The sequence below is a fragment of the Micromonospora sp. NPDC003241 genome (genome assembly GCF_053589795.1).
Window position 1 is genome coordinate 36,320 of the sequence record NZ_JBSFSO010000043.1, and the last position, 20,593, is coordinate 56,912.

Below are 20,593 nucleotides of genomic sequence, written 5' to 3' on the forward strand. Positions count from 1 at the left end.
ATGGCGATCATCGCGCTGGTCTCGGCCAAGGGCTCGCCGGGGGTGACCACCACGGCGCTGGCCTGCGCGTTGAGCTGGCATCGACGGCTGGTGCTCGCCGAGTGCGACCCGGCCGGCGGCTCGGTGCTCGCCGGCTACCTCGGCGGTGCGCTCGACGGCCCCCGGGGCATCGGCGAGCTGGCCGTCGGCGAGCTGCGCGACGGCAGCCTGGAGTCAACGTTCTGGTCGCAACTGGTCGACCTGGACGCGCCCCGGCGCGAGCGGCTGCTGCTGCCCGGCGTCGTCGACCCGGCCCAGGCGGGCAGCGTCATCCCGCTCTGGCAGCGGTTCGCCGACTACTTCGGCGGGCTGGAGCACGGCGACCCGCCGTACGACGTGCTCGTCGACTGTGGACGGCTGCACGTGGTCGGCACGCCGTGGCCGCTGCTGCGGGCCGCGTCGGTGGTGCTGGTGGTGAGCCGGGCACAACTGCCCGACCTGTCCGGCACCCGCGCCATGATCCAGACCATCGAACGGGACTTCGCCGAGCACCGGGTGCAGCCCGGCACGCTCCGGCTGCTGCTGGTCGGCGGTGGCCACGGCAAGACCGAGGTCAGCAAGGCGTTGCACACGCCGGTCATCGCCCGGTTGCCGCACGATCCGCGTACCGCCGAGGTGCTCAGCCTGGGCGGCACCGTTCGGGCGTCCCGACCGCTGCTGCGCGCGGCCCGGGGCCTGGAGGTACCGGTCGGCGCGCTGCTGGAACGGCGACGGGCCCGACTGGCCTGGCCGGTGACCCAGGGGGTGCCGGATGCGGTTTGAGCCGGTCTCGTCGGACCCCCGCCGGTTGCCACCCGGCGCGACCTCGACCGCGCCGCCGCTGCCACCGGTCAACGGGCGGCACCATCCGCCGATGCCGGTCCCCGTCGCACCGACGGCACCCGAACCGCCGCCCCGGCCCCGGGTGGACTTCCAGATCGTCCGCGAGCTGCGCCGGGAGTTGAGCGAGCGGCTCACCCGCTGGCAGCGCGGCCGGGAGTTCACCGTCGACGAGGAGGACACCGAGCGGGCCCGGCTCGCGGTCGAACTGGTCGCCGAGTACGCCGACTCGGTGCGCCGGGCAGGTACGCCGATGGCCGCGGGCGAGGAGCGACTGCTGCTCGACCAGGTCACCGCCGAGCTGGCCGGTCTCGGGCGGCTCCAGACGCTGCTCGTCGACGACAGCATCGAGGAGGTACACATCCTCGGCTGCGACCAGGTGCGTATCACCCGGCACGGCGGCGGCGTGGACTGGGCCGACCCGATCGCGGACAGCGACGACGAGCTGGTGGAGATCCTCCAGGCAGCCGCCCGCCGGGCCGGCGCCACCGAGCGGTCGCTCTCCACCTCGAAGCCCACCCTGGACCTGCAACTGCCCGACGGCAGCCGGTTGGCCGCCGTGTTCCTGGTCAGCCACCGCCCGTACGCGGTGATCCGCAAGCACAACACGCTCGACGTGACCCTGGACGACCTGGCCGGGGCGCGGGGCGACCTGGACGAGATGGTCGACCCGCTGCTGCGGGACTTCCTCCGCGCGTCCATGCGCGCCGGGCTGAACATCATGGTCGCCGGGCTGGCCGGTGCCGGTAAGACCACCGTCATCCGGGCGCTGATGAGCGAGATCCCGCCGGACGAGCCGTACGTGCTGCTGGAGGAGAGCCGGGAGCTGCTGCCGGCTCGGCGCGGCGCGCGGCACCGGGCGGTGATGAGCTTCGAGGCACGGGAGGGGCACGGCGAACGCGGGCCGGACGGCCGCCCGGCCGGTGAGGTGAGCATCGCCGACCTGATCCCCGTCTCGCTGCGGATGGGCGTGCTGCGGATCATCGTCGGCGAGGTGCGGTCCCGGGAGATCGTGCCGATGCTCCAGGCGATGACCACCAGCCGGGGTTCGATGTGCACGATCCACGCGCGTACCCCCGGCGGGGTGAGCGAACGGATCATCGAGTTGGCGCTGGCGCACGGCCGGGAGATGACCGTCGACCAGGCCCGCCGGATGGCGGGCAACGCCCTCGACCTGATCGTCTATGTCAACGTGGAGGACGAGACCGGGATCGGTGGCCGCAAGCACCGGTTCGTCTCGCACGTCGAGGAGGTCCTCGGCGTCGGCGAGGCCAGCCGCATCACCACCACTCAGGTGTTCGGGCCCGGCCCGGACGGCCGGGCCGTCCCCCGGCACCTGCCGGAACGGATCCGCGACCAACTGCTGCGGGTGGGCTACGACGCCCGGCTGCTGAGCCGCTGGATCGAAGCGGGCCAGGGCGCGTGGCGACGCCCCAAGCAGACCCGACTCGGGCGGCGGTGACCGTGCTCGACAACATCCAACTGATCGCGGTGGTCTCCGGGGCGGCCTGCGTGGCCGGGCTGGTGCTCACGGTCGTCGCGCTGGTCGGCACCCGCCGCCCGCCCGGTCCGGCACCCGGCGCGGGTCCGGGGCTCAGTCGGCTGTGGCGCGGCTCCGGCACAGTGCGCGAACAGCAGACCCACCAGGCGTTGCTGATCGGCGCGGTGGTCGCGGGCGCGCTGGCCTTCCTGGTGACCGGGCTGCCGGTGGTCGGGTTGCTGGTCGCGGTGGCGGTACCCGGTACGCCCTGGCTGTTCTCGGTGGGCCGGGCGGAACGGCGGGCGATCGCCCGGATCGAGGCGGTCGGCGAGTGGACCCGTCGGCTCAAGGACGTCTCCTCCACCGGGCAGGGTCTCCAACAGGCGATCATCGGCACCGTCGGCACCGCACCGGAGGAGATCCAGGAGGAGGTACGCCTGCTCGCCGCCCGGCTCCAGGCCGGGTGGCTGGCCCGTTCCGCCCTGCTGGCGTTCGCCGACGAGATCGGTGACCCGGTCTGCGACCAGGTGGTGGCGGCGCTCATCCTGCACCTGACCGACCGGGGCGAACGCCTCGGCGACGTGCTCGGCTCGATCGCCGCGGCGGCGTCCGCCGAGGTCGCCACCCGACGCGAGATCGAGGCCAAGCGCACCCAACCCCGGTTCGCGGTCCGCTTCCTGACCGGGATGACCCTGGCCACCATCGGGTACGGGCTGCTCAACCGCGAGTACGTGCAGCCGTACGACACGCCGTTCGGCCAGGTGGTGATGGCGGTGCTCGGTGCCGCCTTCGTCGGCCTGCTGGCCTGGGTGCGGTCGATGAGCCAGCCGCCGCGACCGGCCCGCTTCCTGCCCGCCCCCGACCCACGGGAGGTGGTGGCGTGAACCTGCACCTCACCATCGCGGTGCTCAGCGGTGCCGTGGTCGGGCTGGGCGTCTTCCTGATCGTGCGTGAACTGGTGCCGGCGACCCCGGCGCTCGGTCCGGCGCTGCGTCGGCTGCACCAGCCGCCGGGGACGGCCCGGCTCGCCCCGGCCGACCGCCGGCTGGACTGGCTGACCGGGCTGGCCCGCTGGCTGCGTCCGCCGCACCGGCAACTGGCCCTGCTCGACCGCACTCCCGAGCAGTACGCCCTCTCCCTCCTGCTGTCCGCGTTGATCGGGCTCGCCGCACCGGCCCTGCTCGGCTTCACGCTGTTCGCCGTGGGCGTCTCGCTGCCGCTGACCGTGCCGGTGCTGGGCAGCATCGGTCTGGCAGTGCTCTGCGCGCTGGTCGCGCACCGGTCGCTGATCGCCCGCGCCGAGACGGCCCGGGACGAGTTCCGGCAGGCGGTCTGCACCTATCTGGACCTGGTCGCGTTGCAGCTCTCCGCCGCGCACGGCCCGGTGCAGTCGTTGGAACGGGCCGCCGCCATCTGCGAGGGCTGGGTCTTCGACCGGATCTCCGAGGCACTGCGGATGGCCCAGATGCAGATGCACTCGCCGTGGGACGAACTCCGCGACCTCTCCGACCGGATCGGCATCCCGGAGCTGGGCGACGTCGGCGCGATCATGCGTTCGTCCGGCAGCGAGGGCGCCCAGGTGCACGAGACCCTGCGCAGCCGCGCCGACTCGCTGCGCGACCAGATCCGCACCGACAACCTGGCCCGGGCCGAGGGGGTGACCAGCCGACTCGACATTCCCGGCGCGCTGCTGGTCTTCGTCCTGCTCGGCTTCGCCATCTATCCGTTCCTCGCCCGCCTCTGACACACGACCTCGACCGAAGGAGCCCCGATGTCCGTCCTCACCGAACTGAACGCCGCGCTGGGCGTGCGGCTGACCCACGTGCAGACCGCGCTGCGGGCGCGGCTTGTGCACCTACGGGGCGACCGTGGCGACAGCCCGGTACCGACCGCCGTGATCATCTTCGGCCTGGTGACCGTGGCGTTGGCGGTCACGGCAGCGGCCCTGACCGCCGCCAACAACTGGATGGGCCGCATCCCCGGACCGCCGGCCCCATGACGATGCGCCGCCGCCGCTACGCCGAGTGCCGGATGGTCACGGTCATCCGGCACCCTCGGCCGCCCGGTGACGGCGAACGCGGCGGCAACCCGGTGGAACTGGCTGTGGTGCTGCCGGCGATCCTGATCCTGCTGTTCGGCTCAATCCAGGTGGCCGCCGTCTTCGTCGCCAGGTCCACCGCGCTCAACGCGGCACAGAGCGGAGTCAACGCACAGCGGCTCCACCAGGCCCCGGCGGGTGCCGGCGAGGAACGCGCCGCACGCTTCCTCACCCAGGCCGGTGACTGGCTGGTCGACTGGGACGACCCGGGACCGGACTGCACCGTCACGGCAACCGACGTGACCTGCACGGTGACCGGTCGGTCGCTGTCGATCGTGCCGGGAGTCAGCTTCTCCATTCGACAGACCGCACACGGGACGGCGGAACGATGGACCGCACCATGAGCCGGGGCTCGGTGTCGATCGAAGTGGCCGTCCTGGCGCCCGCGTTCCTGGCCATGATGGTGCTGGCCGGAGTCGCCGGGCGTACCGCCGTGGCCAGCGAGGCACTGGAGGCGGCGGCACACGACGCCGCCCGCGCGGCCTCCATTTCCCGCGACGCCCGCACCGCCCGCATCGAGGCCCGCGACGCGGTCCGCAGCCAGCTCGACTGGCGGGGCTTGGCCTGCACCGGCCAGCCGGAGGTGACCTTCAGCGGGTCGGTCGACGGCCAGCCCACCACCTTGGGGCAGGCGTTCAGCAGTTCCGTCGGGCAGGATGCCACGGTCACCGTGCAGATTGCCTGCACGGTTTCCTACCAGGACATCAGGATCTCCGCCCTGAGGATGCCGAGCGGGAATCGGATCACCGCCTCGTTCACCTCGCCGTTGGACCGTTACCGGAGCCGGGGATGACGGCCGGACGGGGGGACGCCGGGCGAGTGAGCATCTTCCTCGCCGTGGCGATGATCGGCGTACTCGGCATCATCGGCATGGCGTTCGACGGCGCCGGTCAGCTCCGCACGCTGCAACGCGCCGAGAACCTGGCTGCCGAGGCGGCCCGGACCGGTGGCCAGGCCATCGACCGGGCGACCGCCATCGAGGGCGGTCCGAAACGCATCGACCAGACCGAGGCCCGGGCGGCTGTGGCCGGATACCTCGCCGCCGCCGGGGTCAGCAGCCACGCCGTGACCTTCCCGGTGGTCGACGGCGAGACCGTCATCCGGGTACGGGTGTCCGTCACCTACCGCCGGGCGATGCTCGGCCTCTTCGGCTTCTCCAACACCGTCACCGTCTCCGGTGAGGCGACCGCGCGGGCGCTGACCGGGGCTCCCTAGGGAAGGAAGGTAGCCATGGCCGCATCGGGTGGCACCGCCGTACGGCGGGTCGGTCGGGTGCTGACCGGATTCGGCGCACTGGTGGTGCTGATCGGCCTGCTGGTCGGCGGTCCGATCGCGTTGCTGGCGTTCGCCGGCAACCCGCTGCCGGACCACGTGCCCACGCTCGCGGAGATCGGCACCACGCTGACCAGCCGGGACGACGGGCAGCTCTTCCTGCGGGCGCTGGCGATCGTCGGCTGGTTCGGCTGGGCCACCTTCGCGCTGTCGGTGCTCGTGGAGTTGGGCGCGCAGTCGCTGCGCCGCCCGGCACCCCGGCTGCCCGGAATGGGTCGGCAGCAGCGGGCGGCGGCGGCCCTGGTCGGCTCGGTCGCGTTGATCATCGCCGCCAGCCCGGCGGCCACCGCCGCCACCACGGCGTACACCGCCCCCACCTACTCCGCGCCGGCCGCCACCGCGTCGTTCGCCGCACCGGCGACGCTCGCCGGGCCGGCCACGGCGTTCGAGCCGGTGACGTCTCGAACGGAACGCACGACGGCCGACGCGCCGGTCTACAAGGTGGCGAAGGGCGACTACCTCGGCAAGGTCGCCGACCGCTACCTGGACGACTTCGAGGACTATCGGAAGCTGGCCGCGCTCAACAACCTGCGGGACCCGGACCGGATCCGCCCCGGCCAACTGATCACGCTGCCGACGGACGCGAACGACCAGGGTGCCCGACCGCACGCCACCGGTCGGCTGGTCGGGGCGCAGGCCCGTCCCGCTCCCGAGCAGTCGCGTCCGACGCCGTCGAAGCCGACGCCGTCGAAGCCGGACGCGGAGCAGCCGGAGTCCGCCACGCCCACGCCGCCGTCTCCCGCCGCCACCCCGCAGGGACGACCGGCACCGCACGACGAGGCACCGGAGGGGCACCCGCCGGTGGTGACGGTGGGTGCGGCGCGGGCCGGTGAACCGGACCGGGTGAACCGCCCGCTCGCCATCTCGGCGGTGCTCGCCGTGGCCAGCATCGTCGGGGCGCAGATCGGTGCGGTGCTCGGTCTACGGCGGCGCCCGGTGCCCGTGGCCGCCACCCGGCAGCCGGTCCGGAGCGGTCCGCCCGCTGAGCTGCCGGTCGGCCGCCACCGCAAGGACTGACCGGCCCTACCGCCCCGGGTGGTCCGGCCGGTGCGCCGCGGATCGACCGTCGCCGGTCGGGCCCGCCTCACGGCAGCCGGGCCTCCACCCGGCCCGCGACCACCCGGGTCGGCAGGGTCTGCTGGTCGTTGCCGGACGGGCCGTGCACCACCTCGCCGCCGTTGAGGCGGAAGGTGCTGCCGTGCCACGGACAGACCACGCAGGCGTGGCCGTCGATCTCGGTGACCTCGCCCTCGCCGAGCGGGCCGCTCTGGTGCGGGCAGCGTTCCAGCATCACGGTGACGTCCTCGCCGTGCCGATAGAGGATCACCGAGACGTCGTCCACCTTGCGGGTCACCAGTTGCCGCTGCGGCAGCGTGGCCATCTCGGCGACCGAGTGCCAGCCGTCGCTGATCAGGTGCAGGTCGGAGACGCTCACGTTCACCTGGGCACCCTGCTTGTACGCCAGATGTCCCCCCAGGTACGCGCCGGCACCGGCCGCACTGAGCCCGAGCCAGCCGAGCGTACGGCCGAGCTGGTGGCGGCCGGAGAACCGCGCGGCCACCGAGCCGGAGTAGAGGACCAGCGCGACGGTGTTCGACGCGGCGTGCACCAGGCCGACCCGACGCTGGTCACGGGAGAGCGCCGCCCAGTCGTTGAGCCCGGCGACAGCCGCCGGCAATGCGCTCACCGTGCCGATCGTGGTGAGCGCGGTGGCCGCCCGCCGCTGACCGGGCATCAGGTCCAGGACGGCCGCGCTCATCCAGGAGCCGACCGGCACCTGCACCATCGCCGGATGCAGCGGATGGCCCAGCCACACCCCGTGCAGCAGGTCCCGGACCCGCTGTCCGCGCAGGGTGCCCTGCACCGCTCGCTGCAACCGGTCACCGAACCGGTCCAGCCCGGACGCTTGCTCGATCTTCGTCAACAACGCTCGCACCCGTACCGACTTCCCGCCGTACGCGGTCGCAAACCGGTCGTCCGGGACGAATCGTCGCGACGGTGGCAGGCCGTCCCCGACGGACCCCTCGCGATCATGGAGTTGTGGCGGACCTTGTGCCCTTTCGATGGGCTCTCGGGAGTGCCACAACTCCATGATCGACGTGAGGGCTAGCGATCGACGTGAGGGCGGGGGGTCAGTTGCGGTTGATGGTGAAGGTGGACGTGGTGTTGCGAATGTCCTGCCAGTTGTCGCTCAGGCGCAGGTTGGTGAAGGTGACCGAGCCGACCGCCGGGCCCTGACCCGCCTCGGGCATCTCGTTGACCCAGATCCCGAAGCCCGACTTGGCGTCGAAGGCGTCACCGCTGCGCCGGGCACCGCTGATCGACACGTTGGTGAAGATCGTGTCGGTGATCGGGTTCTCCGGTTGGCTGCCCGTGTACTTGGTCTGGAACATGATCCCCGAATAGGTCGGGTCCACGATGTCCACGTCACTGACGCGGATGCCTCGGAACTCCTTGGACGCGGAGAACACCCAGATCGCCGGGAAGGTCTGCGCGCCCCAGAAATGGCCACCGGCCCGGACCAACGAGATGTTCTCGAACCGGGTCGGTGGGCTCGACCCGAATCCGACGAACGGATATCCGAAGTCCAGCGAACTGATGGTGATGCCCGAGTACGTCAGCATGTCCGCGATATAGAGGTTGCGGAACACGTTGTCGTAGCCGCCGTACACGGCGATCCCGGCCGCCCGCCAGGTCAACGTGGCGGTCAGGTTCTCGAACACGTTGCCGTGGTTGCCGGTCGACGCCCCCTGGTCGGTCGCGGAGAACAGCGCGAAGGCGTCGTCGCCGTTGGAGCGGCCCTCCGAGTTGCTGACCAGGTTGTCGGTGCTGCCGTTGGTCAGGTTCACCGCGTCGGCGAAGGTGTTCCGGAACCGGCTGTCGGTGATCTTCAGGCCGCTGACGCTCACCCCCCAGTACGCGCAGACCGTGTGCTCGACCCAGACGTTGTCCAGGGTGAGGTCGTCGACGTCCTTGAGTTCGCCCCAGACCTTGCCCGGCCCGTCCTGCCGGACCGTGTAGTTGCCGAAGAACGCCAGGTGGGAGAAGGTCGACCCGCTGGCGCTCGGCTCCACCCGGAACCCGGCGTCGGTGTTCTGCTGCGACGACGGCGTCTGGAACCGGGTGAACCACATGCCGGCGCCAACCACCTTCACCGCCTTGCCGTACACCTGGAACTTCTGCGCGGTCTCGTACGTGCCGGCGGGCAGGTAGACACCGACCAGGTTGCCGGTGGTGTCCATCCGGACCGCGTCCAACGCGCTCTGCACGTCGGCGTGGCTGAACCCGTTGGGTACCCGGTACCGCGCCGGGTCCGGGTTCTCCCGGGGCGTCACCTGCTCCAGGTTGACGAAGTCGACGGCGTACGTGGTGGTGTTCGCCGGGTCCTTCTGCAACCGGATCCGGCTGCCGGCCGGGATGGTGGAGTTGAGCAGCACGTTCGCCTCGTCGTAGAGGTGCCGGGGCGGCCCGGCGCTCGGCGAGTCGCTCGGGCTGGCCTCGGCGCCGTACAGCCAGATGTGCTTCGAGGTGAGGCTGATCGGCTTGTGCAGCACCCCGTTGACATAGATGTTCAGCGTCGAGGTGATCCCGCCGCCGTTCGGGGCGTCCGGGATGGAGAAGCGGGTGACCAGGGCGTTGGCCGGCGCCTTGGTGGTCCACTCGACGTACGCGCCGGTGGTATTGAGGGTCACCGCCCGGCGGCCGGACGCCTCGCCGGCCAGGTCGCCGATGGTCCGGTTCGGTCCGATCACCTGGGCGCCGCCGCCGACCGAGCCCTCCTCGGCCTCGTAGTGGTCGTACGGCAGGTTGGCGCCGCGTCCCACGAACAGCGGCCGCTCGCTGGTGTTGTTGGCCCGCTTCACCGGCAGTTCGTTGGCGTCGGCGGCGATCGCCACCCGGACGGTGTACCGGCCGTTGGCCGCCGTCCAGGTGCCCAGGTCGACCGGGCTCGCCGTGGCGCCCGCGCCCAGGCCGCCGCCCGCCGACCCGGTGAGCGTCCGCACCGCCGTACCGGCGTCGTTGAGCACCGTCAGCGTGATGCCGTGCGACCCGCTCGCCGAGGCGATGGTGCCCTGGTTGCGCACGGTCACCGTGAAGCGGACGGTGGCGCCCGCGCTCGGCGTACCCGGTGACCAGGTGACCGCCGAGGCGACCAGGTCGGAGCTGGCCACCGGGCTCACCGTCAGCCGGGTCGGGTTCGTGTACGCGTTGTTGCCCTCGTTCTGCTCGATGACCGTGTTGGCCGGGTCGACCGTGGCGCTGAGCTGGTAACTGCCCGCGTTCCGGGCCGCGACGGTGGTCGACACGCTCGTCGACGCACCGGCGGCGAGCGCGCCGACGGCCGCCTGGCCCACCTTCGTCCCGTCCAGGGCGAAGTCGACCGTGGTCGCGCCGGAGGCCAGGGTGCCCGCGTTGCGGACGGTGGCGGTGAGCGTGAGCTGGTCGGTCTCCACCGGGTTGGCCGGGGCGGAGGTCACCGTGGTGACGGTGAGGTCCGGGTTCGGTGCCGGGGTGCCGATCACCTGGAGTTCGGCGACCTGCCCGTTGGACGACCCGGTGTTGGCGGTGAAGGAGAGTCGCACGTCGGCGGCGGTCGCCGAGACCGGGATGGTGACCGTGTTGCTGCCCGCCGGACTGAACGAGTAGTTCGCCGAGCCGACCAGCGTGCTGAAGCCGCTGGCGGACTGCTCGCGGCCGAGCACCGAGAAGGTCTGGGTACGCGGACCCCACGCCGGGTCCGGGTTCAGCTTCACCACGATCGCGCTGACGCTGGCATTGGCGCCGAGCGCGACCGTCAGCGTGCTCGGGTACGCGCCCGGCGCACCCTCCCAGTAGGTGGTGACGTCGCCGTCGACGGCGTTGGCTGCGGCGAAGACGTGCACCATCGACGAGGCGGTGGCCGGCTTGCCGGCGGCCAGGTTGGTGCCGCCGGGCGTGCTGCCGACACGGGTCACGGTGTTGCTGTTGGCCGAGACGTTGCCCGCCGCATCCTTGGCCCGGACGAAGTACGACACCGTCGCACCCGCCGACTGCGTGTCCGTGTACGTCAGCGTCGTCCCCGACACACTCGCCCGCAGCGCACCGTTGGCGTACACGTCGTACCCGGTCACCCCGACGTTGTCCGTCGACGCCGACCACGTCAACCGGATCTGCCCACTCCCCGGCTCGGTGTACGCCAGGTTCGTCGGCGCGGTGGGTGCCTGGGTGTCGCCGGAGCTGCCGGTACGGGTCACCGTGTTGCTGTTCGCCGAGACGTTGCCCGCCGCGTCCTTCGCCCGCACGAAGTACGAGACCGTCGCACCCGCCGGCTGCGTGTCCGTGTACGTCAGCGTCGTCCCCGACACACTCGCCCGCAGCGCACCGTTGGCGTACACGTCGTACCCGGTCACCCCGACGTTGTCCGTCGACGCCGACCACGTCAACCGGATCTGCCCACTCCCCGGCTGGGTGAAGGCCAGGTTCGTCGGGGCGGACGGCGGTTGGGTGTCGCCGGTGGCCGGGCCGTACACCTCCAGCTCGGCCAGTTGCCCCGCCGACCAGCCGGTGTTCGCGGTGACCAGCAGCCGGACGTAGCGGGTGGCGGCCGAGCCGACGGTGACGGTCACCGTGTTGTTGGCCGCGGGGTTGAAGGCGTAGCCGGCGGAGGCGACCAGGGTGGTGAAGCTCGTGCCGGTGGTGCTGCCCTGCACGGTCACCGTCTGGGTGCGCGCGCCCCACCCGGCGGGCAGCTTGAGCACCAGCCGGTCGACGGTGACCGTGGCGCCCAGGTCCACCTGGATCCACTGCGGGAAGGCGTTGTTCGGGCTCTCCCAGTAGCTGGCCTGGTTGCCGTCGTTGGCGTTGGCGGCGACGTAGACGTCGGCGTGGCCGCTGGCGGACATGCTCCGACCGGCCGCCAGGTTGGCCGACGACGCGACCGCGCCGTACACCTCCAACTCGGCAAGCTGCGCGGCGGGCCAGCCGGTGTTCGCGGTGATCGCGATCCGCACGTACCGGGTGCTGGTGGCCGGGAAGTCGAGGGTGACGGTGTTGCCGCCGGCCGGGCTGAAGGCGCGGCCCGCCGAACCGACGATCGTGGCGAAGGCGCTGCCGGTGGTACTGCCCTGCACCGACAGCGTCTGGGTACGGGACTCCCATGCTGCCGGCAGCTTCAGCTTGACCTGGTCGACGGAGTGGGCGGAGCCGAGGTCGACCTGCACCCACTGCGGGAGGGCGCCACTGCTCTCCCAGTAGGTGCCGGCGTTGCCGTCGGTGACGTTGGCTGCGACGAACGAGCCGTTGACGCTGCTGGCGGTGGCCGCGCGACCGGCGGCCAGGTTGGGCCCACCGGCTGCGGCGGCCGGTGGGGCGGGGGCGGCGGTGAGGACGAGACCGACCGCGACGAGCACGGCGGTCAGCCGGGTACGGAGTCTGGACATGGCGGATCGACACCTTCTTCCGGGGATGTGGAGAGGCGTTACCGGGTGGCGCTCTTGCGGCGTGGGTGGGCCCCGCTTCGGCGTGCGGGGCCCACCCACGGGTCAGGTGGCGTGGACCTCGAACTCGGCGATCTGCGCCGCCGGCCAGCCGGTGTTGCCGGTGACGCTGAGCCGCACGAACCGGCGGTCACCGGTGGACAGGCCGATCGACACGGTGTTGCCGGTGGCCGGGTCGAAGGTGCGGCCCGCCGAGGCGGCGAGCGTGGTCCAGGTGGTGCCGTCGGTCGAGCCGAGCACCGACACCGTCTGGGTACGCGTCTGCCAGGCCGACGACGGCGGTAGCTTGAGCACCACCCGACCCACCCGACGGGCGGTCCCGAGGTCGACGGTGAGCGTCTGCGGGAACGCGTTGTTGACGCTCTCCCAGTACGTGCCCGCGTTGCCGTCCACCGCGTTGCCGGCCGCGTACACGTCGACGTGGCTGGTCGCCACGACCGGCCGTCCCTGGGCCAGGTTCCCGGTCGGGGGCCCTGTGGTGGGCGGTGGCGTGGTGGGCGGTGGCGTGGTCGGCGGTGGCGTGCTGCCGCCGTACACCTCGAACTCGGCGATCTGCGCCGCCGGCCAGCCGGTGTTGCCGCCGACGCCGAGCCGGACGAACCGGCGGTCACCGGCGGGCAGGTTGATCGACACCGTGTTGCCGGTGGCCGGGTCGAAGACCCGTCCCGCCGAGGCGGCGAGCGTGGTCCACGAGTTGCCGTCGGTCGAGCCCAGTACGGACAGCGTCTGCGTCCGGCGTTCCCAGCCCGCCGGCAGCCTGAGCACGACCCGGTCGACGGAGCGGGCCGCGCCGAGGTCGACGGTGAGCGTCTGCGGGAACGCGTTGTTGACGCTCTCCCAGTACGTGCCCGGGTTGCCGTCCACCGCGTTGCCCGCCTGGTAGGTCTGGTTGTGACTGGACGCGACGACCGGCCGTCCCTGGGCCAGGTTCCCGCCGGGAGGCGGCGTGGTCGGAGGCGGGGTGGTGGGCGGCGGGGTGGTGGGCGGCGGGGTGGTCGGGGGCGCAGTGGTGGGCGGGGGGCTCGTCGGGCCGCCACCCCACTGCGGCTCCGGCCACGGACCGCAGTACGGGTTGGCGGTGTACCAACCGGAGTTGCCGGCACCCTGGGTGATCTGGAAGCCGCTGCCCACGCAGTTGTGGATCGGGTTGGGCTGGGCGACGCCGGTGGCCCGTACGTTGGTGAAGGAGACCTGGCTCGGTGCCTGCACCTGGAGCGCGTACGTGCCGGTGCCGTCGATGCGGACGTTGCTGAAGCTGATACCGCTGCTGGCACCCTCGATCCAGTGCAGCGCCGCGTACGAGCTGTCCAGGATGTCGGTGTCGCTGACCTGGATCGACGCGCCCTGGAGCGGCTCGTTCAACGCGGAGAACCAGATCGCGCCGACCCCGAACCGCCAGTTGTAGTCGGAGTTGCCGTTCCGGATCAGGGTGTTGCGCGCCACGGTGATCGTGCCGGCCACGGCGGTCGGCCCCTGCACCCCGGTGTACCGGTTGGCCACGTGGATGCCACCACCGTTGGTGACCGAGTCGGCGGTCACGTTGTCGGTGATCCGGATGTCCCGGCCGCCGTAGGTGACCAGGTGGTTGGCGAGGACGGTCACGCCGATGGTGTTGCGGGTGAACGAGTTGCCCACGTTCGGCACGGTGTCCGCCCACATCGCCAGCGCGTCGTCACCGGTGTTGCGGACGAACGTGTTGGTCACCGTCGAGTTGGTGACTCCCCAGTGGAAGTTCACCCCGTCGGCGGTCTGGTCCAGGATCCGGCTGTTGCGGATGGTGAAGTTGTCCATCGGCCCGTCCATCCACGCGCCGACCTTGGTGTGCTGGAGCCAGAGGTTGTCCACCACCGAGTCCGACATCGCCCCGCCGATGGCGTTGACCTGGTCGTCGTCGACCCTTTCCCGGATGTCGCCGATGATGGCGAAGTCACGCAGCACCACGTTGCGGCTGGGTCCACCGGCCTCGTGCGGCCGGATCTCGCCCCGGTATCCGCCGCCGGTGACGTACTTTCCGTAGATCCCGGCGGCCCGCTTGCGGTCGGTGGGGTGCCGGCCGCCGAGCACCGAGTGCCACGGGCCAGCCCCGCGCAGGGTCACCCCGTCGACCACCACGTGGTCCCAGAGGGTGAAGGTGCCCGGCGGGATCCAGACCGTACGCCCCTGGGCCTTCCCGGCATCGACGGCGGCCTGGAAGCGGGCGGTGGAGTCGGTCGCGCCGGTCGGGTCGGCACCGAAGTCGGTGACCACGTCGAGCACGTTCGCCGGCTTGGTGATCGGCGCGGCCACCAGCTCGAAGTCGGCCAGGTCGATGGTGAACGTCGGGGACTGCGCGGTCGACGAGACCTGGAGTCTGATCTTCGTGCCGGTCGGGTAGGTGGTGCCGAACAGGGTCCGGGCCTCGTCGTAGAAGTGGTGCGGGTTGACGTCGCCGGGGTTGTTGTTGAACGGGTAACCGCCGTAGTACCAGCCGTACTTCGAGGTCACCGGCACCGGCTTGACCAGGGTGCCGTTGGCCCGCAGGTCGATCGTGGCGTCCCGGCCGGTGCCGACGGCGTTGTCCGGAAGGCTGTAGCGGAACGTCACCGCGTTCGCGGGTGCGGTGAGGGTGAACTCGACGTACTCCCCGACCGCGTCGAGGGTGACCGCCTCCCGGCCGCTGGCCTCCGACGGCAGCGTGCCGTAGCGGCGGTCCGGGCCGATCCGGGTGCCGGTGTGCGCGGCGTTCTCGGCCTCGTGCTCGACGAACGCGACGGTGGCGCCCCGACCGACGATGTCGAACGGGCTGAGCCCGGCGGCCCGCGCCGGGGTCGCGGTCCCGGCGACGGTGACGACCGTGATGGAGGCGGCGGCGAGGGCGGTGCCGGTGAGGGCGGCCAGCGCGGTACGGAACCGGTGTCCGGGTGGGTGGGGGTGGTGCGGGACGGTGTGGTCGGCCATGAGCGGCGCTCTCCCTTTCCTCAGGTGGCCAGGTACCCCCGTGGTGGTGCCGGTGTTGCGGTCACCTCCTCGTCGGTGTCGGCCCGTGGCCGGTGTCGGCGGCGGGACGGAACCGCCGACACCGGGCGCGGGGCTAGGCGGATTCGGGCGCGGTCCGCAGCCAGACGGCAGTGTCCGGCGGCAGCAGGTCGTCGGCGAACGGGCCGCTGGCGAGCAGCCGCTCGGCGTGCGGCGGCAGTGGTACCGCCACCGGGGAGAGGTTCACCACGCAGGCGAAACCGGGGTCCCGCCGGAACGCCAGCACCCCGTCCGGGGTGGGCAGCCAGGCCATCGGGCCGTCGCCGAGCGCCGGTTCGGCCCGGCGGACGGCGATGGCGGCCCGGTACAGCTCCAGCATCGACCGGTCGTCGCCGGCCTGCGCCTCGGCGGTGCGGTCCTTCCAGTCGGCCGGTTGCGGCAGCCACGGCGTGGCGTGCGCGCTGTCCGGACTGAAGCCGAACGGCGGGGACTCACCGGACCACGGCAGGGGTACGCGGCAGCCGTCCCGGCCCGGGTCGATCCGTCCGGACCGCTCCCACATCGGGTCCTGGCGCAGCTCGTACGGGATGTCCTCGACCTCCCACAGCCCCAACTCCTCGCCCTGGTAGACGTAGGCGGCGCCGGGTAGCGACAGGGACAGCAGCGCGGCGGCGCGGGCCCGGCGGGTGCCCAGTTCCAGGTCGGTCGGGATGCCCTCGCGTTTGGCGGCGAAGCTGAACGTGGTGTCCGCGCGGCCGTACCGGGTGACGTGCCGGGTGACGTCGTGGTTGGAGAGGACCCAGGTGGCCGGCGCGCCGACGGGTGCGTGGGCGTTCAGCGTGCCGTCGATGCTCTCGCGCAGCGCGGCGGCGTCCCAGGCGCAGCCGAGGAAGTCGAAGTTGAACGCCGCGTGCAGTTCGTCCGGCCGCAGGTAGGCGGCGAACCGCTGCCGGTCGGGCAGCCACACCTCCCCGATCAGCGCCCGCTCCCCCGGGTACGCGTCGGCGATCCGCCGCCAGTCCCGGTAGATCTCGTGCACCCCGTCGAGGTCGTGGAACGGGTGCGGCCGGTCCGCCGTCACCTCGGGCAGCGTGGCGTCCTTGACCAGCAGCCCGGCGGAGTCGATCCGGATGCCGTCCACGCCCCGGTCGAACCAGAACCGCAGGACGTCCTCGAACTCGGCGCGGACCCGGGGGTGGTCCCAGTTGAAGTCCGGCTGCTCCGGGGCGAACAGGTGCAGGTACCAGTCACCGGGGCGGCCGTCCTGGTCGGTGGTCCGGGTCCAGGTGGGGCCGCCGAACTCGCCGACCCAGTCGGTCGGGGGCCGGTCTCCGTCGGGACCTCGTCCCGGGCGGAACCAGAACAGGTCCCGCTCGGGGGCGTCCGGTCCGCCGGCCAGGGCGGCCCGGAACCAGGGATGCGCGTCGGAGCAGTGGTTCGGCACCACGTCGACGATGGTCCGGATGCCGACCGTGTGCGCCTCGGCGATCAGCGCCTCCACCTCACCCAGCGTGCCGAAGATCGGGTCGATGTCGCGGTAGTCGGCCACGTCGTAGCCGGCGTCGGCCATCGGCGAGGGATACCAGGGGCTGAACCAGATCGCGTCGACACCGAGCGCGCAGAGGTGACCCAGCCGGGATCGGATGCCGGCCACGTCGCCGATGCCGTCACCGTTGCCGTCGGCGAAGCTCCGGGGGTACACCTGGTAGATCACCGCGCCTCGCCACCACGGACCGCTGTCTGCTGGGGACACGAGCACCTGCTTTCTGCGTTTGGGGGGCTAGCCCTTGAGTCCGCCGGTGGTCAGGCCGGACATGATGTTCCGTTGGAAGATCAGGAAGATGACCACCGTCGGTATCGCGGCGATCACCGAGGCGGCGATCACCACGTTCATCGGGGTACCGCCGGCGAAGGCATAGATGCCGACACTGACCGTCCGGGTCTCCGGCGAGGGCATGACCAGCTTCGGCCAGAGGAAGTCCTTCCAGACGGCGGTCACCGCGAAGATCGAGACCACACCGAGGATCGGACGGGACATCGGCAGCACGATCGACCACAGGGTGCGCAGCGGCGTCGCCCCGTCCATCAGGGCCGCCGACATCAGGTCCTCCGGAATGGAGTCGAAGAACCGCTTGAGCAGGAAGATGTTGAAGGCGTTGGCGACCAGTGGCAGCCAGATCGCGAACGGCGAGTCGAGCAGGCTGATGTTCAGGATCGGCAGGTCGATCACGGTCACGTACTGCGGGACGATCAGGACCATCGCCGGGATCATCAGCGTGGCCAGCATCAGGCCGAGGATCGCGGAGCCGAGCACCGGCCGCAGCTTCGACAGCGAGTACGCCGCGGCGGTGTCGAAGACGAGCTGGAACAGCACCGCCCCGGCCGCGTAGTAGAACGTGTTGAACAGCAGCTTGGCCAGGGCCAGGTGGTGCCATGCGTCGACGTAGTTGCGCCACTGCGGGTCCTGCGGGACCAGCGTCGGCGGAGTCTGCGCGATCTCCTGGCCGGACTTGAGCGCGCCGGTGACCATCCAGTAGAGCGGGCCGAGGAAGACCAGCGTGAAGCCGACGACCACGACGGCGAGCAGCGTCCAGTAGATCGCCCGGCCGGGGCCGCGCCGGAGTTGCGCCTGCGAGATGAGGGTACGGGTGCCGGAGTCCTGTGCCATGGCGTGTCCTAGTCCTGTCTGGCGGTCAGCCGCAGGTAGACGGCGGAGAAGCCGGCCAGCACGACGAGCATGATCACGCCGAGTGCGGCGGCACCGTTGAGGTCGTTCTGGAAGAACCCGTGCTGATAGATCAGGTACGCGACCGAGGTCGCCGAGTCCTCCGCGCCCGCGCCGTTGGCGAGGATCAGCGGCTCGATGAAGAGCTGCATGGTGGCGACGATCTGGAGCATCGCCAGCAGGGCGAGGATCAGTCGGGTCTGCGGGATGGTGACGTGCCGGATGCGTCGCCAGATCCCGGCGCCGTCCAGTTCGGCGGCCTCGTACAGCTCACCCGGGATGTTCTGCAGGGCGGCCAGATAGATCAGCACCGCGCTGCCCATGTTCATCCAGGTGGACGCGATGACCATGGCGGGCACGGTCATCTCCGGTGACTGCATCCACTGCGAGGTCGGCAGGCCCAGTCCCTTGAGGATCGCGTTGAACAGACCGGCGTCGCCGGGGTCGTACGCGTAGAACTTGAACAGGAACAGGGCCGAGGCGGGCGGCAGCATCACCGGCAGGTAGACCAGGATCCGCAGGTATCCCCGGGCGTGCCGGAACTCGTTGAGCAGGATCGCCACGAAGAACGGCACCGCGTACCCGAGGACGAGCGCGAGACCGGTGAAATAGAAGGTGTTCTGCCAGGCCGTCCAAAAGCTGGGGTCGTCGAGGATGCGCAGGTAGTTGTCCCAGCCGACCCAGGTGGTCTCGCCGCGCCGGGTGCGCTGGAAGCTCATCACCACACCGCGGACCATCGGATACCAGGAGAAGACCGCGAAGCAGAGCACCGCGCCGATCAGGAACGCGTGCCCGGTGAGGTTGTCCCGGACCTTGCGGCCGAGGCCCGATCGCGCCGGCCCGGCCGGGGCCGGTGAGGGGGTACGCCCCGGGGCTCGGGTGGCGGCCGGGGCAGCGGTGATCGCCAAGGCAACTCCTGGTGGGGTGGGACGACCTGGGTGGTACGGCGGGGCGGGGCGGGAGCCGGCGGACCAGCCCCCACCCGTGCGGGTCAGCCCTGCGCGGCGAGGAGTTGGTTGACCTTGTCCTCGGCCGTCTTGAGCAGCGCGTCGATGTCGGCGTTCCGGTTGGTGAGCACCCCGGACATCGCGGCGTCCAGGACCGCGTAGATCGCCTGTGCGTTGCGCGGCTCGCCCTTGATCGGGACCGGGTTCGCCTCGAAGATGGCGAAGTTCGCGGTGTCCACGTTCGCGTTCGCCTTCCGCAGGTCGAGTTCCTGCTTTTGGGCGTCGCTGCCGTTGGTGAACAGCAGCGGCTGCGGCAGGCCGACCGGGTAGTTCTGCGGCTTGGCCCGGGCGTAGTCGAACTGCCCCTTGCCCGGCGTCAGCTTCTGGTACGCGATCCACTTGAGACCGGCCCTGACCTGCTCCGGGGTGAGGTCCTTCTTGAAGAAGTAGCCTTCGCCGCCGCCGAGCGTGCCCAGCGCCGTGCCGTCCTGGCCGGGCAGCGGTGCCATCGCCCAGTCCTCGAACTTGCCCTGAAACTGGCTGACGATCGCCTGGGTGGCGTCGGGTGCGCCGACGAACATGCCGACCTTGCCCGCACCGGCGTTGGTCAGCAGGTCGCCCCACTGAAGCAACTGGCGGTCGCCCATGCTGTCGTCGCCGTACCGCATGTCCTTGAGGTTCTGCAGGACCTGGCGGCCCTGCGGGCTGTTGAAGGCGGCCTTCGTGCCGTCCTCGGTCAGCACCTGGCCGCCCTGCGAATAGAGCAGGGCAGTGAAGTGCCAGCCGCCGGTGTTGCCGGCGCTGTACTCGGCGTAGCCGGCGATCCCGCTGCCCAACGCGGAGATCTTCTTGGCCGCCTCCCGGACTTCGCCCCACGTCTTGGGCGGGTTGTTCACGTCCAGCCCGGCCTGCTGGAACAGCACCTTGTTGTAGACCAGGCCCATCGAGTAGTTCTTCACCGGGACGGCGTAGAGCTTCCCGTCGTCGGTGAAGACCTCCTTGAGCGCCGGGTCGACGCTGTCCCAGGTCGGGACCGTCTCGGCGGTGGCGTGCTCGGTGATGTCCATCGCCTGGCCGGAGTCGAGCACCTGCTGGAGATCGGTCATGTACCCGTAGAACACGTCGGTCACCGTGCCGCCGGCCAGGCGGGCGGTGAAGTCCGGCGGGTTGTTGCACTGCTCGCCGACGCTGACGCTCTTGACCACGATGTCGGGGTTCTGCCGCTGGAACTCGGCGACGTCCGCGTTCCAGTTCTGGAGCAACTCCTTCTGCGCGCCGACCGGCTGACAGTCGACGGTGATGGTGACCTTGCCGCTCGCGTCGTCACCGGCGTCGTCGCTCTTGGTGGAGCACGCCGTGAGGCTGAGCCCGGCCACGAGCGCCAACGCCGCAGCCTTCCGGTACTGCGGTACGGACATCTGTCCATCCCTTCGGGGGAACGAAGTGTCGCCGTGAAGTTCGCTGAACCGCGGTGATCGCCACCGCCGCGATGCCTGCTGCTGATCGGTGCCCTGACCCCGTGTGACTGACCGGGGGCCGGGTGTGAGTGGAGTCACTGTAGCGAGGGCGACTCATCTCAGCAAGGTTTCGATCAAACAATGAAATTCAGCGACACTGCGTCGAGAGATGCCGACACGACTCCTCGCGGACCCCAACGACAGAGCACCGGACTTCGACGGCGACGGCACCGAGGACGTGACGGTCCAGATCCCGCAGGGCGCG

General features: G+C 71.3%; 16 protein-coding genes. 9 read left to right on the forward strand and 7 right to left on the reverse strand.

Going from position 1 to position 20,593, the window contains the following annotated elements:
* From ACWDVW_RS26335 to ACWDVW_RS26375, 9 genes are read left to right on the forward strand one after another with little or no spacing between them, the layout of a single operon-like run.
* Positions 1–801 carry a ParA family protein gene (locus ACWDVW_RS26335; RefSeq protein WP_350697542.1) on the forward strand — a complete coding sequence of 267 codons (801 nt, stop codon included), beginning with the start codon at positions 1–3 and terminating at the stop codon, positions 799–801.
* A complete protein-coding gene (locus tag ACWDVW_RS26340; protein ID WP_396741357.1) occupies positions 791–2,320 on the forward strand; it encodes a CpaF family protein in 1,530 nt (509 codons plus the stop codon). Before ACWDVW_RS26335 ends, ACWDVW_RS26340 begins: the two co-directional genes overlap by 11 nt.
* The gene (locus ACWDVW_RS26345) at positions 2,281–3,222 is read left to right on the forward strand and encodes a type II secretion system F family protein (RefSeq protein WP_396741359.1); all 942 of its coding nucleotides are present in this window, start codon (positions 2,281–2,283) and stop codon (positions 3,220–3,222) included. The genes ACWDVW_RS26340 and ACWDVW_RS26345 overlap by 40 nt, the downstream gene beginning before the upstream one ends.
* Complete coding sequence (locus ACWDVW_RS26350) at positions 3,219–4,082, forward strand: type II secretion system F family protein (RefSeq protein ID WP_396741361.1); 864 nt, start codon at positions 3,219–3,221, stop codon at positions 4,080–4,082. The genes ACWDVW_RS26345 and ACWDVW_RS26350 overlap by 4 nt, the downstream gene beginning before the upstream one ends.
* A 27-nt stretch (positions 4,083–4,109) precedes the next feature.
* Entirely contained in the window at positions 4,110–4,337 is a 228-nt protein-coding gene (locus tag ACWDVW_RS26355; RefSeq protein ID WP_396741363.1) for a hypothetical protein, read from the forward strand.
* Positions 4,338–4,369: 32 nt separating this feature from the next.
* On the forward strand, positions 4,370–4,780 hold the full coding sequence (locus tag ACWDVW_RS26360) for a TadE/TadG family type IV pilus assembly protein (RefSeq protein WP_396741522.1): 411 nt from the start codon (positions 4,370–4,372) through the stop codon (positions 4,778–4,780).
* Complete coding sequence (locus ACWDVW_RS26365; RefSeq protein ID WP_449953861.1) at positions 4,765–5,229, forward strand: TadE/TadG family type IV pilus assembly protein; 465 nt, start codon at positions 4,765–4,767, stop codon at positions 5,227–5,229. Before ACWDVW_RS26360 ends, ACWDVW_RS26365 begins: the two co-directional genes overlap by 16 nt.
* Positions 5,226–5,651, forward strand: coding sequence for a pilus assembly protein TadG-related protein (locus ACWDVW_RS26370; protein ID WP_449953864.1), 426 nt, complete (start codon positions 5,226–5,228; stop codon positions 5,649–5,651). Before ACWDVW_RS26365 ends, ACWDVW_RS26370 begins: the two co-directional genes overlap by 4 nt.
* A gap of 15 nt (positions 5,652–5,666) precedes the next feature.
* Entirely contained in the window at positions 5,667–6,785 is a 1,119-nt protein-coding gene (locus ACWDVW_RS26375) for a LysM peptidoglycan-binding domain-containing protein (RefSeq protein ID WP_449953866.1), read from the forward strand.
* A 67-nt stretch (positions 6,786–6,852) separates the two neighbouring features.
* Here the strand turns inward: ACWDVW_RS26375 and ACWDVW_RS26380 are convergent, their stop codons facing one another.
* The 7 genes from ACWDVW_RS26380 to ACWDVW_RS26410 all read right to left on the reverse strand — a co-directional run bounded on the left by ACWDVW_RS26380 (position 6,853) and on the right by ACWDVW_RS26410 (position 20,289).
* Positions 6,853–7,704, reverse strand: coding sequence for a Rieske 2Fe-2S domain-containing protein (locus ACWDVW_RS26380; protein WP_449953868.1), 852 nt, complete (start codon positions 7,702–7,704; stop codon positions 6,853–6,855).
* Between the two features lie 196 nt (positions 7,705–7,900).
* The gene (locus ACWDVW_RS26385) at positions 7,901–12,187 is read right to left on the reverse strand and encodes a galactose-binding domain-containing protein (protein ID WP_449953870.1); all 4,287 of its coding nucleotides are present in this window, start codon (positions 12,185–12,187) and stop codon (positions 7,901–7,903) included.
* 102 nt (positions 12,188–12,289) lie between these two features.
* Positions 12,290–15,181, reverse strand: a complete 2,892-nt coding sequence (locus ACWDVW_RS26390; RefSeq protein WP_449953873.1) for a discoidin domain-containing protein — start codon at positions 15,179–15,181, stop codon at positions 12,290–12,292.
* Between the two features lie 133 nt (positions 15,182–15,314).
* Positions 15,315–16,952, reverse strand: a complete 1,638-nt coding sequence (locus tag ACWDVW_RS26395) for a glycoside hydrolase family 13 protein (protein ID WP_449953876.1) — start codon at positions 16,950–16,952, stop codon at positions 15,315–15,317.
* Positions 16,953–16,979: 27 nt separating this feature from the next.
* Positions 16,980–17,867, reverse strand: coding sequence for a carbohydrate ABC transporter permease (locus ACWDVW_RS26400; RefSeq protein WP_396741377.1), 888 nt, complete (start codon positions 17,865–17,867; stop codon positions 16,980–16,982).
* 8 nt (positions 17,868–17,875) lie between these two features.
* Positions 17,876–18,832: a carbohydrate ABC transporter permease gene (locus ACWDVW_RS26405; RefSeq protein ID WP_449953878.1), complete on the reverse strand. Its 957-nt coding sequence runs from the start codon at positions 18,830–18,832 to the stop codon at positions 17,876–17,878.
* 83 nt (positions 18,833–18,915) lie between these two features.
* Complete coding sequence (locus tag ACWDVW_RS26410; protein WP_449953881.1) at positions 18,916–20,289, reverse strand: ABC transporter substrate-binding protein; 1,374 nt, start codon at positions 20,287–20,289, stop codon at positions 18,916–18,918.
* Positions 20,290–20,593: the final 304 nt, after the last annotated feature.